General features: G+C 65.1%; 12 protein-coding genes and 1 pseudogene. 3 read left to right on the top strand and 10 right to left on the bottom strand.

All coding sequences use genetic code 11. The annotated features are described in order from the left end of the window. Positions 1-7: 7 nt before the first annotated feature. From ACNQVK_RS14625 to ACNQVK_RS14615, 3 genes are all read left to right on the top strand, one after another. The gene (locus tag ACNQVK_RS14625) at positions 8-202 is read left to right on the top strand and encodes a ferredoxin (protein WP_003880083.1); all 195 of its coding nucleotides are present in this window, start codon (positions 8-10) and stop codon (positions 200-202) included. Between the two features lie 31 nt (positions 203-233). After that, positions 234-1,595, top strand: a complete 1,362-nt coding sequence (locus ACNQVK_RS14620; protein ID WP_418030073.1) for a cytochrome P450 — start codon at positions 234-236, stop codon at positions 1,593-1,595. A 117-nt stretch (positions 1,596-1,712) separates the two neighbouring features. Further along, complete coding sequence (locus tag ACNQVK_RS14615; RefSeq protein ID WP_276128572.1) at positions 1,713-2,060, top strand: hemophore-related protein; 348 nt, start codon at positions 1,713-1,715, stop codon at positions 2,058-2,060. 102 nt (positions 2,061-2,162) lie between these two features. Here the strand turns inward: ACNQVK_RS14615 and ACNQVK_RS14610 are convergent, their stop codons facing one another. From ACNQVK_RS14610 to ACNQVK_RS14565, 10 genes and pseudogenes are all read right to left on the bottom strand, one after another. Further along, the gene (locus ACNQVK_RS14610; protein ID WP_418030072.1) at positions 2,163-2,942 is read right to left on the bottom strand and encodes a spirocyclase AveC family protein; all 780 of its coding nucleotides are present in this window, start codon (positions 2,940-2,942) and stop codon (positions 2,163-2,165) included. Between the two features lie 143 nt (positions 2,943-3,085). Next, complete coding sequence (locus ACNQVK_RS14605) at positions 3,086-3,964, bottom strand: mycofactocin-coupled SDR family oxidoreductase (protein ID WP_409551545.1); 879 nt, start codon at positions 3,962-3,964, stop codon at positions 3,086-3,088. Between the two features lie 25 nt (positions 3,965-3,989). Then, a complete protein-coding gene (locus ACNQVK_RS14600) occupies positions 3,990-5,258 on the bottom strand; it encodes a cytochrome P450 (protein ID WP_418030071.1) in 1,269 nt (422 codons plus the stop codon). A 97-nt stretch (positions 5,259-5,355) separates the two neighbouring features. Further along, entirely contained in the window at positions 5,356-6,564 is a 1,209-nt protein-coding gene (locus ACNQVK_RS14595) for a cytochrome P450 (RefSeq protein ID WP_418030070.1), read from the bottom strand. Between the two features lie 12 nt (positions 6,565-6,576). Further along, a pseudogene (locus tag ACNQVK_RS14590) lies at positions 6,577-8,069 on the bottom strand (aldehyde dehydrogenase family protein). After that, positions 8,062-8,985, bottom strand: coding sequence for an SDR family oxidoreductase (locus ACNQVK_RS14585; protein ID WP_418030069.1), 924 nt, complete (start codon positions 8,983-8,985; stop codon positions 8,062-8,064). Before ACNQVK_RS14585 ends, ACNQVK_RS14590 begins: the two are co-directional and overlap by 8 nt. Further along, complete coding sequence (locus ACNQVK_RS14580; RefSeq protein WP_418030068.1) at positions 8,978-10,108, bottom strand: spirocyclase AveC family protein; 1,131 nt, start codon at positions 10,106-10,108, stop codon at positions 8,978-8,980. Before ACNQVK_RS14580 ends, ACNQVK_RS14585 begins: the two co-directional genes overlap by 8 nt. 1 nt (position 10,109) lies before the next feature. Further along, the gene (locus ACNQVK_RS14575) at positions 10,110-11,225 is read right to left on the bottom strand and encodes an ABC transporter substrate-binding protein (RefSeq protein WP_044522353.1); all 1,116 of its coding nucleotides are present in this window, start codon (positions 11,223-11,225) and stop codon (positions 10,110-10,112) included. Between the two features lie 87 nt (positions 11,226-11,312). Then, complete coding sequence (locus ACNQVK_RS14570; RefSeq protein WP_418030067.1) at positions 11,313-12,161, bottom strand: CbbQ/NirQ/NorQ/GpvN family protein; 849 nt, start codon at positions 12,159-12,161, stop codon at positions 11,313-11,315. Positions 12,162-12,318: 157 nt separating this feature from the next. Continuing rightward, positions 12,319-13,971, bottom strand: coding sequence for a nitric oxide reductase activation protein NorD (locus ACNQVK_RS14565; protein ID WP_418034165.1), 1,653 nt, complete (start codon positions 13,969-13,971; stop codon positions 12,319-12,321). Between the last annotated feature and the right edge of the window lie 144 nt (positions 13,972-14,115).

Raw genomic sequence — 14,115 nt, 5'->3', positions numbered from 1 at the left:
TGTCGTAGTGAAGGTTTCGGTCGATGCCAGTCGCTGCCAGGGACACACCCTGTGCTCGATGATCGCGCCCGACTCGTTCGTCCTCGACGACGTCGACGGTCACGCGTCACCGGTCTCCGACGTGGTACCCGCGGATCAGGAGGACGCGGTCCGCGAGGCCGCGCACTCCTGCCCTGAGCAAGCCATCGTCATCGAAGATTGACGCCGACCAAATATCAAGGGAGCCAAACGCCGTGAGCATCGAGGATGTCGCGACTGACGACGACCGTAAGAAGAACAACTATCACTTCGACCGGCACACCCCGGAATATCGGGAGCAGTTCGAGAAGATCACCGAGGAGATGCAGTCCAAGTGCCCCATGGCCTGGACTGACGTCTACAACGGGCACTGGGTCGCCGCCGACAGCAAGCACGTCTTCGAGCTGGCCCGCTGCCCCGTGGTCTCCAACCACCACGACATCAGCGGTGAGACGCCCTACCAGGGCATCACCATTCCCAAGGCCAGCCGCGCCACCGTGGTGCGCGGCGGCATCCTGGAGATGGACGAGCCGGAGCACAGCGCCTATCGCGGCGCGCTGAACCCGTACCTGTCACCCGCCGCCATCAAGCGGTGGGAACCGTTCGTCGACGAAATCACGCGCGCCGCCCTGGACGAGCACATCGAGTCCGGCCGCATAGATTTCGTCGAGCATCTGGCCAACGTGGTGCCGGCGGTGTTCACCCTGGCGATGATGGGTATCGAGCTCAAGAAGTGGAACGTCTACAGCGAGCCGACGCACGCCTCGGTGTACACCCCCGAGCACTCCCCCGATCGCGAGAAGATCAACGAGCAGCACCGCGAGATGGGCATCGACATCATCAACAACATGATGGAGATCCGGGAGAATCCGCGCCCCGGACTGGTGAACGCGATGCTGCAGTTGCGGATCGACGGTGAGCCGGCCCCCGACATGGAGATCCTCGGCAATCTCGGTCTGGTCATCGGCGGCGGTTTCGACACCACCACGGCCCTCACCGCGCACGCCCTGGAATGGCTCGGCGAGCATCCGGACGAGCGCGAGCGGCTGTCCCGTGAACGCGACAACCTGCTGCATCCCGCGACCGAGGAGTTCCTGCGGTTTTTCACCCCGGCGCCCGGTGACGGGCGGACCTTCTCCGAAGACGTCGAGGTCGAAGGCCAGCAGTTCAAGCAGTACGAGCGGCTGTGGCTGTCCTGGGCGATGGCCAACCGCGATCCGTCGGTGTTCGACCAGCCCAACGAGGTCATCCTGGATCGCAAGGGCAACCGGCATTTCAGCTTCGGGATCGGTGTGCACCGCTGCGTCGGGTCGAATGTGGCCCGCACGGTGTTCAAGTCGATGCTCACCGCCGTCCTCGATCGGATGCCGGACTATGTCTGCGACCCCGAGGGCGCGGTGCACTACGACACCATCGGCGTCATCCAAGGCATGCGCAACCTTCCGGCCACGTTCACGCCGAGCAAGCCACTTGGTCCGGGCCTGGACGAGACGCTGGAGAAACTGCAGCGCATCTGCGTCGAGCAGGAACTCGCCCTGCCGATCACCGAGCGCAAGGAGCGCGCGGTCATCGACTGAGGCCGGTTTTGTGGGGACGCCTTGTCCGTCTGCCGCCTGTTAACCTCGAATGAGGTCGGGTCCGGCAAACGTGCAAGGCGTCGCCTTTTTGGGCGAACAACATGGGGGTTCCAACAGGTGATCAAGTCTTCTTTCAAGTACATCGCGGCCGCCCTCGGCGGGTTCGCCGTGGCGGTTCCGCTGACTGTGCTCTCTTCGGGGGTGGCATCCGCCCAGCCCGACTTCAGCGGCGTGGTCAACACGACATGTAGCTACGAGCAGGTGATGGCGGCGCTCAACGCTCAGCGTCCCGACCTGGCGCAGCAGTTCAACGCTTCCCCGTTCGCCCAGGGCGCGTTGCGCAACTTCCTGGCCTCGGGGCCCGCCCAGCGTCAGCAGACGGTGGCCCAACTGCAGGCCAGCCCGGCCGCTCAGGAGTACTTCGGGCCGATCAACTCGATCGCGGGCAGCTGCAACAACTACTGATCGTCCGACGCTGATCTTTCCCGCATTGTCACGCTGGAGCGGCCCCGGATCTCGACCGCCACTTCAGCGTGACATTTGCGTGCCCGGGCAGGCTCCGGCCGGCTATTTCGGCTGATTCGGCACTCCTGGGAACAACTGCTCGGTCGGCCCCACGGTCACCCACCCACCCAGTTTGGTGACCAGGTGGGGCGCGAAGACCGAGGCGTAGACCGCGTGTCCGACCACGATCACGGCGATCACCGACAGCACCGCCGACTGCAGCCGCGTCTTGGAGATCTTGTCGGCCCACATCTCGATCACGTTGCGGCCCTCGGCATCGGTCCGGCCCAGCAGGTAGGTGAACACCATCATCTGCACACCCATCGCGATGGCGTCGTAGATCGGGTACTGGTGTTTGGTCCCCTCCCACAGGCCCAGCCCCTCGATCACGTAGCCGTAGTAGAACAGGCCGAGCCGCGCACCGATGATCGCGTTGAAGAACAAGGCCCAGCAGAAGCCGACCGCGAAACCCACCAGCAACAGCGTCTGCGGTCGCCGCCAGTTCCACTTCCCGGCCGCCCACCGCCCGAGGGCGGCACCGATGATCGCCGGCAAGACGAAGTAACCCATATAGCCGACGGGTACCGCCGAGGGGAGCCCTCCCCACGTCATGTCGAGCGGCCACCACGATGGCATCCGCGGCAGCGCGGGCGGAAACTGCGCGTACATCGCCCAGTCGTAGGGCGCCTCGATCCAGGAGAACGAGAGCGCCGAGATACAGAGCAACAGCAGCGGATGCAGACGCCCGCGCCGGTAACTCAGATAGATCCCGACCGCCAGGAATCCCAGACCGGTGACGTACGCGAAGGCCACCCCGGCCGTGATCAGGACGTCGACGCTCACGGCTCGACCTCCTCGGCCGGCCGACGCCGTGCTTCAGGATCGAAGTAGAGAACCAGGCCGACGATCAACACGATCAGGACGAACAGGCTGCCGAGCATGATGAGGGCGCCCACCACCACCTCCTTCTGATGCGATGCCCGGTGCTATCGGCCAGGCCCGTTGGGCCACTTGAGCAATGAGCCTCCATCGACACGGATCTGCTGTCCGGTGATGTAGCGGCTGTCGTCACTGGCCAGGAACACACCGAGGTTGGCCATGTCCTCGGGTTCGATGTACGGGATCGGCATCGCCTGGAAGATCGTGAACAACGGCTCGGCATCCTCGCGGGTGGCCTTCTTGCCCTCGGCGGTCAGATCGGGCCGGAACATGGAGTACATGCCGTCGTTCTGCAGCAGGTGGGTGTTGCAGTTGGTGGGGTGAATGGCGTTGACCCGGATCATCTTCGGGGCCAGGTGCAGGCTCATCTCCTCGACGTACTCGATGACGACGCGCTTGCTCCATCCGTACCCTGCCCCGCCGGGGCCCATGTTGGGGTTGTCGGTGGTGCCCCGGATCATGCCGGCTGTCGATCCGGTGACGATGATCGACGATCCGTCGGGCAGGTGCGGAACGGTGACCGCGACGGTGTTCATCACTCCGACCAGGTCCACATCCGAGGCGTCGACGAACTGCATGGGATCCGGCCTGCCCATCGCCATCGGAAGGATTCCGGCGTTGGCGACCACGATATCGATCCTGCCGAGGTCGGCGATCCCGGCTTCGACCGCATCTCGCAGCTCGTGACGTTCGCGGACGTCGGCGACGCGGGCGACGATGCGCCGGCCGAGTTCCTTGATCGCCCTTTCGGTTTCGGCCAGGTCATCGGGCGTGGCCAATGGGTAGGGGTTTGACGGGATGTCGCGGCAGATGTCGACCGCGATGATGTCGGCACCTTCGGCGGCCATCGCGATGGCATGCGCCCGCCCCTGTCCGCGGGCGGCGCCGGTGATGAAGGCGACTTTGCCTTCGAGCTTTCCGGTCATCTGTGCTCCTAGTTGTGCTGGCCGGTCAGGCGGCGGGTTTGAATTCGATGTGAAGCTCGCTGAGCCCACGCATGATGAACGTCGGCTCGTAGGTGTACCGGCGATGCTCGGCGGGACCGTGGTGCCCGGTGGAGATCGTGATGTCGGACATCCGGTCCAAGATCCGGTTCAGGGATATCCGGCCTTCCGCGCGCGCCAGCGGCGCGCCCGGGCAGGAGTGCACTCCCCGGATGAACGCGATCTGTTCGCGCACATTGCCACGGTCCGGCTGGAAGGTGTTGGGGTCCGGGAATTTTCGCTCGTCACGGTTGCACGCCCCCGGCAGCACCATGACGGTGGTCCCGGCAGGCACCTCGATGTCACCGATGCTGGTGGTCTTGCTGGCCATCCGGAAATGAGATTTGACCGGGCTCTCCATCCGCAGCGTTTCTTCGAGGAACGACGGGATCCTGCCCCGGTCGTCGCGCAGCATCGTCTCGAATCCCGGGTTGTCCGCGATGAACCGGACCGCCGAGCTGACCAGCTTCGTCGTGGTCTCCGTACCCGCCGCGAACAGGAACGTCGACAGGTTCATGACGTCCTCGATCTCGGGCGTCGATCCGTCCTCGTACTTGGCCAGCGCCAGGCCGGTCAGCACGTCCTCGCGCGGTGCGCGCCTGCGGTCCTCGATGTAGGCGTAGAACTTGTCGTTGAGCCACTGCAGGGGGTTGTGCGTCGTCGGTGCCTCCTTACCGAGCTCACCGACCGTTTCCAGCGCGAACGCCGCCTTGAACTCCTCATGGTCCTCGCCCGGGACGCCCAGGAGATCGGCAATGACCAAGAGGGAGAACGGCTTGGCGTAATCGGCCAGGAACTCGGCCGATCCGCGGTCGACGAATGTGTCGAGTTGCTGATCTGCCAGCCGCCACATGAAGTCCTCGTTCTCCTTGAGGCGCTTGGGGGTGATCAGCTTGTTCATCAGACCGCGCGTCCGGGTGTGCAGCGGAGGATCCTGCGAGGTGATGTGCTCGCCCATCGGCACCGCCAGCCGGTGCTCCTCGATCAGCTCCGAGACGTCGTCGCTCTCCCCCGGTCCGAACGGCAGACCGGAGAACGGTCCCGCCACCGACACGCACGACGAGAACGCCGGATCCTTGTAGACGGCCAGCGCCTCGTCGTATCCGGTGACGGCCAGCACGTTGAACGGAGTGGCATGGGCCACCGGACATTTCGACCGCAGGTGGTCGAAGTAGGGGTAAGGGTCCGGCACCAGTGATGCATCGGTGAAGAAATCCGCTTCTTCGAACTCGGTCATCTCACGTTCTCCCGGTCAGTTTTCCTTGCGCGAGCAGACGCGAATGTCCCCGAAACGCGGCGTGTCTGGGTACATATGCGTCTGCTCGCCAGAGTTGTCATCCGAAGAGCACCGGCAGCGACGTCGGCGACCGGAAGACCTGACCACGGATGTGCGGGTCGCCTCCGTCCGGGTCCAGCCGCAGGTTGGGCAGGCGGTCCAGCAGAAGGTTGATGGCAGTGCGCATTTCGAGCCGAGCGAGGTGCATGCCCAGACACACGTGTACCCCGTGGCCCCAGCCGAGATTGCCCTTGGACGCACGGAAGATGTCGAACGCGTCCGGATCGGCCCACCGGTCGTCCTGCCGATTCGCCGAACCGAGCATCGGCATCACCGAACAGCCTTCCGGAATGTGAACACCTCCGAGCTCGGTGTCGCACGTCGTGGTGCGCGTGATGGTCAGCAGTGGCGGGTTCCACCGCACCGCTTCCTCGATGGCCTGCGGCAGCAACGACCGGTCGGCCCGGACCGCGTCCAACTGCGTTGTGTCCGAGAGCAACCCGAAAAGCAGGTTCCCCAGTGACCTATAGGTGGTCTCCACTCCGGCGGGCAGCAGTAGTCGCAGGAAGGAGAAGATCTCTTCGTCCGTGAGCTTCTCGCCGTCGATCTCCGCCTCGGCGAGAAGGCTGATCATGTCTTCCTTCGGCTCGGCGCGCCGAGCCTGCAGGATCGGTGCGAAATACTCGCACAGCGCGGCCGACGCCGCCAGCCCGCGTTCCGGGTTCATGATCCAGCTCAGCAGCGAGATGGACCAGCGCTGGAATTGCGGATAGTCCTCCTCAGGCAATCCCAACAGACCCGCGATGATCCGGCTCGGGTAGTCGAACGTGAATGCCTTCACCAGGTCGACCTTGCCGTCGGCGGCGAACTTGTCGATGAGCTCATTGGCGACCCGGCCGACCAGCTCGTCTTCCCAACGCGCCAGAGCCTTCTGCGAGAACGCCTTCGACACCAGCGATCGCAGGCGACCATGCACCGGTTCGTCCATGCCCAGCATCACGCGCTCACCGAGCACCGGGCCGAATGCCGCGATGACACCGGATGACGAGAAGGTCAGATTGTCGCGCAGCATCTGCTGGGCGTCCTCGTAGCGGTACACGATGAAGACAGGTTTGCCCTCCTCGCCCGGCATCGCCGACATGTCGATCCGTTGCACGGGCTCCTCGCGCCGAAGCCTGGCCAGTTCCGGGAATGGATCCCGAACGTCACCCGAGACGGCGTCGTCGAAGGAGCCGAAGTCCTCGAGGTCGTCAAAAAGCTGTTCCACAGAAGTTCTCCTCTATGTCGCCGGGTAGGCGACGGACTTGATCTCGGTGTACTGCTCGAATCCGGCCGTGCCGTTCTGGCGACCCACACCGCTGTTCTTGTAGCCGCCGAACGGGGTGTCCGCCCCGTAGCCCGCCGTGCCGTTGAGCCCGATGAACCCGGCGCGCAGCCGGCGAGCGACGGCAAGTGAACGATCCAGCGAGCTCGACATGACGTTGCCGGCGAGTCCGTACGGGCTGTCGTTGGCAATCCGGATCGCGTCCTCTTCGTCCTCGTAGGGAATCACTACGAGGACGGGACCGAAGATCTCCTCCTGGGCGATCGTCATCGAATTGTCCACGTCGGTGAAAAGTGTTGGGTTGACCCAGAAACCTTTGTCGAACTGGCTGGGCGCCTCGGTGCTGCCGACGAGCATCGTGGCGCCTTCGTCGACGCCTTTTCTGACATAGCCGAGGATGCGGGCCTGCTGCTTGGCCGAAATGACCGGGCCGCAGAGGGTTCCGGGGTCCTGCGGGTCACCGGGACTGATGTTCTCGTAGATGGCCTTCAGAATCGTGACGCCCTCGTCGTAGCGGGACCGCGGCAACAACATCCGGGTGGGAGCAGCGCAGCCCTGCCCGCGTGCAGCAACGGGCCGATACCGATTAAACATGCGGAGTTGAACGCTGTGTCATCCAAGTCCTCCAGCACGATCGTCGCCGACTTGCCGCCGAGTTCGAGGAAGAGCCTCTTCATCGTCGCGGCACCTTTTTCCATGATCCGCTTGCCCACGGCCGTAGAGCCGGTGAACGAGATCATGTCGACCTTGGGCGACAGGGTCAGTTCTTCGCCGACGAGGTGGTCCGATGCCGTCACGACATTCACCACACCCGCGGGGATATCGGTGTTCTCGGCGATGAGCCGGCCGAGCCGCGTGGCGTTGAAGGGAGTGTCCGGCGCCGGCTTGAGGACCACCGTGTTGCCGGTTGCCAGCGCCTGGCCCAGCTTGTTGATGGCGACCTCGAACGGAAAGTTCCACGGCACGATGGCACCGACCACCCCAACCGGTTCATGCCACACCTTGCGCGTGGTGTTCACGCCGGTGACCGATACCACGGTGTCACCGAGATCGGTTTCCCACGGGAAGGTTTCGATGAGCCGGGCCGGATACTTGAGGCCGTCGGCGAGCGGTGCATCGAGTTGTGGTCCGTGTGTCACGGCTCGCGGAGCACCCACCTCGGAGATGAGTTCCTCTCGCAATTCCTCCAACTCGCCCTCGATCGCTTCATGCAGCTGTTCGAGGCACCGCTTGCGGAAGTGGTGGTTGGTCGACCAGTCAGTCTCGTCGAATGACCGGCGAGCGGCGTCGATGGCCCGGTTCATGTCGGCCCTCGAGGCATCCGAGACCTCTCCGAGGATCTCTTCATTTGCCGGGTTGACGTTGGTGAACGTGCCTGCCTCGCCGTCGACGAGCTTGCCGTCGATCAGCATTCTCGATTCGAAAGTCCCTGTCGAACGCTCAGCCATGGCGCGTGCCTTCCCCTCGGAGTGCGCCGAACCGCGGGATGCCCATCATCAGCCGGGTCATCTGGTGCAATCCCGCCGCCGGGATCAAACGATTGGCGATCAACAACATTCGCGCATCGGGCCCGACCGCGGTCCTGACGAACGGCTTCGAGTTGTCCAGCGCTTTCGCCAGGCCCTCGGCGAACTTCTCGGGTGATCTGGCCGCGCGTTTCATCATGGCCCGCCCGCGCTTGTCCATCGTGCGGTGATGGGGAGCATAGGGTCCGTCCAGATCACGGTCGTCAGTCGTTCCCGCATCGGTGATGATCTCCGTGTCGTAGGTCCCGGTGACCAGGATGGTGACACCGATCCCGAAGGGCGCGACCTCCCCGGCCATCGATTCACCCCACCGCTCCAGCGCACCCTTGACCGCCGAATACGGTGCTGTTGCGGGCATTCCACGCACACCCGCGGCACTCGAGATCAGCACGATGCGGCCGCGGCCGGCCTCTCGCATGGCCGGCAGCAGAGCCTTGGTGAGCGCCACCGGGCCGAAGATGTTCGTGGCGAACATGCGCTCCCAGAGGTCGGGCGATGTTTCCTCAACCATTCCCGCCGCCGAGATGCCGGCGTTGTGCACCAACGCATACGGCGCGCCGACCGCCTCCGTGATGGTCTTGGCCGCGGCCGCGATCGACGCTCCGTCGGTGAGGTCGAGCTGGACACCGATCAGCCTGTCGTCGTCCTCGCCGGCTCCGGCCGCCTCCCGCAGCACAGGCATCGCCTTCTCCGGGCTGCGCATCGCAGCCACCACGCGCCACCCCTCGCGATAAAGGCGCGTGGCAGATGCGAAGCCGAGTCCCCGGGACGCCCCGGTGATGACGACTGCCCGATTCTCTTCGCGCAAGTGCTCATCGGGTGTCCGCGGCTCAGCCATCCTGGCCACCCGTCGCGCACCGGTTGCTCGTCGAACCCAACTCGACGTCGGGATTGCGAGCGGGCCCCTGCTGCCAGGTGGACCACTTGCCTACCGAGTAAGGCCCCTCGGCTCCGTTCGCCCGGTAGAACCCTTGTGGGTCATAGATCTTGGCTTCGGGGAACGGCCACGGGCAGGCGACGGAGGTCGCCGCGCCGCTGGCCTTGATGACCCAGAACCAGCTGCCGTAGGCGAAGTACGACACGTTGATGATCGCGAACATCACCAGGAACGTGCCGAGTACCGGCCTCGACGGGAACAGCTTCGCCTTGGCGGCGAGCTTCTCAGCCACGGACTTTCCCGTGTCGTCGCGGTAGACCAGGATCGCCGCCGGGACCATCACGAAAGTCACCGAGAGCGATTCCCAGATCAACGGGAACTGGAAGGTGCTGCCCGGGAACAACGTGCCGAACGGAATGGCCTGCGAGTAGATGTACAACCCCGTACGGACCAGGCTGACCTCCAGGATGGCATCGAAGATGAAGCCGATGACCAAAACCAGTGCGCCCAAGCTGATCAGTGGGTGTCGGGTGACGAACGCCTCGGGACCTCGCTTGGCCTGCAGCTTGCGCAGGATCCAGATCCCCGGGAAGTACGGGCCGAAGTAGAACAGGACGTAACCGAACACGATGAACGGCTCCACCGTCGGCGACATCATGATCAGGTACCAGTTCTCCGGCCAGTGCAGCAGCATCGGGTTGTACACCGCATACGGCGACCAGTTCATGATCGGGTCCTGCCAGACGATCAACGTCGTCACCAGGACCATGAGCAGCACCGGACTGCCGGGGTTCTTCCGCCAACCGACGATGAACATGACGGTGAACACCACGACGATGATCACGGCGCCCACCTGCGGGATGATCTGCCAGTGATCGAACGCGGTCAGGAACGCGACGGGACGCGGCCGGCCCTCGACGTTCGGGTTCGCCACCCGCGGGTCGACGTCGGTCCGACCAACCGCGGCGAACAGGCCGAGAAAGCCGAGCCAGGCGAGCAGGGCGATCACGCGACCCCAGTTCGGACCCTTGCGCGGCGGCGGTTTGACCTGAGCATCAGGCGGTAGGGATTCCCTGGTGGTCATGTCATTCCTCCCCGAACCGGTCGACCAGGTGCGAATTGATACCGTCCGCATCGAGGGTCCGGGCGACCAGATAGCCCGATCCCATCCACGCGCGCCGTGTCCACTTCCCCAGGGACACCCGGGTTCCGGGTGCGCCGGAAGCCGCGGGCATCATCTTCACGCGCTCCAGTGCCTCTTTGACGCCGCGCGGGCTCAGCGGATGGGCATCGGTGAAGGCGCGCACCAGCGTGGCGGCCACGTCGTGATTGACCACCGACACGCAGTACTCGGGGCGACTTCCGCTGTACCGCTTGGCGTATCGGTCAAGCCAGGCCTGTCCGACCAGGTTGCCCTCGTCGTACTGATCGACCCCGACCCAGCCCAGGAACGCGTTCCACATGATCGGGTTGACCCAGGCGTTCTGGAACGCGGTGGTTGTGAAGCGCGGGGGATCCCAGTTGACGGCCTCAAGCGCCGGGTTGATGAACACGATGCCGAAACCGAACCCGAGATGGACGATCGCCTCGGCCTTCGCTTCGTGCAGCGTGCTCACCGCGGCGTTGATGTCCTGTGCCGTCTGCGCGATCGCGGCCTCGGCGACGATCCGAATACCCTTGCGGGCACAGGCCGTTCGCAGGTTCTTCAGGTAGCTGTCGCCGATGAGGTTCTGCTCGACGAGTACGCCGATCTCGGTCAAGCCCCGCTTCGCGACCAGGTCCGCCAGAAAGATGGGTTCGTCGGTCATCGATCCCTGGGGAAAGGCGAACGTCCACTCGCCGAGCCAGTCGTCGGTTCCCGTGACGCTGATGGCCGGCACCTTGAAGCGCTCTTCGATCGCCTCCCGGAGCGGGACACAGTTGTCGGTGATGTTCGGTCCGAACACCACCAGGCAGCCCTCGTCCACGAGTTCGCCATACGCATCGATGACCGCCTTCACCGAACCCTTGGGCAGCCCCTCCACCTCGCGGTAGATCATCTGCACCGGCCGATCCATCAGCCCTTGCTCGACAGCCTCTTCGAACACCAGGTCAAACGTCTGGGTGAATGAAGCCAGCAGCTCGTCCGGAAACCCGGGCGGCAAGGTGAAGTCCATCAGGTAGCCGACCTTGATGGGCTCCGCAGTGCTCTCGTATGACATCTGACCTCCATGGTGCGGGCGTTCGTCGCAGGAACACCGGGGTCGACCTAATATTTGTTCTGAACCTAACGGCGGTGCCGCATGGCGTCAATCACCAGCTGCCGATCCGCCCAGGTAGACGTCGATGAGCTCGTGCAAACCGCGGCTCACGGCCACGTCGTCGGTCAGCGGTCCCGCGACCGCCACCCTGGCCGCCACGGTCATGGGCAACCCCTCGGCGACCAAGCGCCCGGCCGCGATCAGCACCCGGGTCGACGCGACTTCCCGCAGGCCACCGGTCTCCAGGCGCCGGATGGCCTGCCCGAACCGCACCAGCTCGGCGGCGGTGGAAGGATCGACTCCCGCCTCGTGGGCGATGATGCCCTCTTCGACTTCGGGTTCCGGAAAGCCGAACTCGATGGCCACCATCCGCTGGCGGGTCGAGTCCTTGAGGTCTTTGAGAACGCTTTGATAGCCGGGGTTGTAGGACATGACCAGACCGAATCCCGGCGCCGCGTCCAGCGTGATGCCGAGGCGCTCGATCGGCAGCTGGCGGCGATAGTCGGCGAGCGGATGCAGCACCACGGTGGTGTCCTGGCGGGCTTCGACCACCTCGTCCAGGTAACAGATCGCGCCCTCGCGCACCGCGCGGGTCAGCGGGCCGTCCATCCAGACCGTCTCATCGCCCCGCAGCAGATATCGGCCGACGAGATCCGCGGTGGTGAGGTCGTCGTGGCAGGCGACGGTGATCAGCGGCCTGCCGAGATCATGGGCCATCGCCTCGACGAAGCGCGTCTTGCCGCACCCGGTCGGACCCTTCAGAACCAGCGAAAGCCCCTGGCGGTACGCCGCCTTGAACACCGTCTCCTCGTTGCCGACCGGCTTGTAATAGGGACGCGTGCTCAGGGTCTGCGAATTGGCTCCGTTCTGGTGAGCGAGTCCGGACTCGTTGGCCATCAGCACACCTTTCGTGGTATCCGCGACGCTGCGGTACTGGAGCGAGCCTAGCGCGGAACAGATGTTTGTTTCAAGCACTTGTTGCCAGACGTTGCGTGAGCATCGACGTTGCCAATGACATTCTGGGACTTGACATCACCGCCAACGGGACCACCCTTCAGGACACCCGGCGACGAACCTCGCCAGAGCGAATCGCCGAGCGGAACAGCGGACCGATGACACCGGCGAGCTGGTCGGGACCGGAGATGGTCGCGTGCGCGGTGCTACCGAACACCCGGCGCAAGGACTCCACGTCGGTGCTGGCTCCGATGGTCAGGCAGACGCAACCGGTCCCCCGGCGCCGCGCCTCGGCCAAGGCGCGTCTGGCATCCGCGGCGCCGTAGGCCCGCTCGTAGCCGTGGTCGTAGGCCAGTCCGTCGGACAGGACGACCAGCAGTCGCCGCGACGTGCCACCGCGCTTCTCCAGGACCGACGAGCCGTGCCGGATCGCCGCTCCGAGTCGCGAATAGGCACCGGGTTCAAGGCTGTTCAGTCTTCGGATCACCTGCGCATCCAGGTGGTCGTTGAACCGTTTCACCGGGACCATGGTGACCGCGGACCGCCCCTGGGAGTAGTAGGCGTACAGCGATACCCGGTCGCCCAGGTCATGCAGCGCGACCATCAGGTGCGCCACCGCAGTGCGCTGCTGCTGGTGCACGGTGCGGCCGACGGTGCCCGGCTCCGCCGTCGAGCCGGACACATCCAAGAGCAACAGCACCGACAAGTCCCTGCGTCTTCGGAGACTGTCGAGATAGACGGCCTCATCGGGTATCGATCCGGCGCGGACCTCCACGCGCGCCTCGAGCGCGGCATCGATGTCGATGTCGTCGCCCTGAGGCTGGCGGTGGCGCCGGTGCAGACCCATGCCGAGGCGCGCCAGCGGGCGCCGCACGCTGATCGCATCCTCGATCTGCTGGGTGGCATGCGCCTTGATCTGCGGGTCAGCCTCGCGGACGGTGCACCAGTCGAGCCGATAGACCCCCCGGTCGGCGTTCCATTCCGGGTACCTCACGCCCTCGGTCGTGATGTCGACGACTTCCTCCGACGACACCGTGGCCAGCGATGAAACTGCATGCACCCCGCGTCTTGTCGAGTTGGTGCGGTGGGTCGGCGAGTCGGCGCCCGGCGGTCCGCCACCGCTGCCACCCGTCTTGCGCGACGAGGACAGCAGTTTCTTGAGCCATTTTCCGATGGCTCCGCCCCCGCCGACCGGGCTGGAGAACAGATCGGGGTCATCGGAGTCGTCCCAACCATCGGGGTCGCCTTCCTCCAATTCCTCGAGTTCCTGCTTACCCTGCCGCCGCGGCACATGTCCCACAGACTGCTGATCGGCCGGCTTGACCGCCGCACACGCCGCCAGAACCTTCTTGGCCTGAATAACCCCGAAGCCCGCAGGCGGGGCGCTGAGCGCATCCCGCCCGCGGGCGATCGCCAGGGACGATGCGGCCGAATCACTGCGTTCGGCGATACTTCGGTCCATCAGGGCACCAAGAGAATTCGGCAGGAGCGCTTGATTGGCCAGCAGCGCACGATGCCCCTCCACGGCCAGGTAACGTTCGGCCAATCGCCGATGCCGGACCAGGGCTCCGACCACATCGAGGTCCAGGCTGCCTGCCGCGATCAGCGACGCCTGCACGGCTACCGATTCGAGCCGTGCGCGTGCGGGCGCCGACGGGTCGACGAACACGGTCTTGCCATCGGTCCACGGTGCGCTCCCCGCGTCAGCCGGGGCGACCGCGACCGGACGCGCTGCCAGCGCGGACGCCAGCATGCCCAGCCCCGAGAATCGGCCGCCGTCGCCGCCACCGTCAGACACCCGCTACCTCCACTGCACACAGCGCGTTGACCAAATATCTGTTCCACCGTAGAGTTCGGCACCACCGGAGTCAATCGACCGAAGCCGGAACATCAACCA

It is taken from the genome of Mycobacterium sp. 134 (assembly GCF_048282715.1).
In the GTDB taxonomy this organism is placed as follows: domain Bacteria; phylum Actinomycetota; class Actinomycetes; order Mycobacteriales; family Mycobacteriaceae; genus Mycobacterium; species Mycobacterium septicum.
The sequence above is the reverse complement of the archived record's forward strand: the minus strand, read 5'-3'. Positions and strand labels throughout refer to the sequence as shown.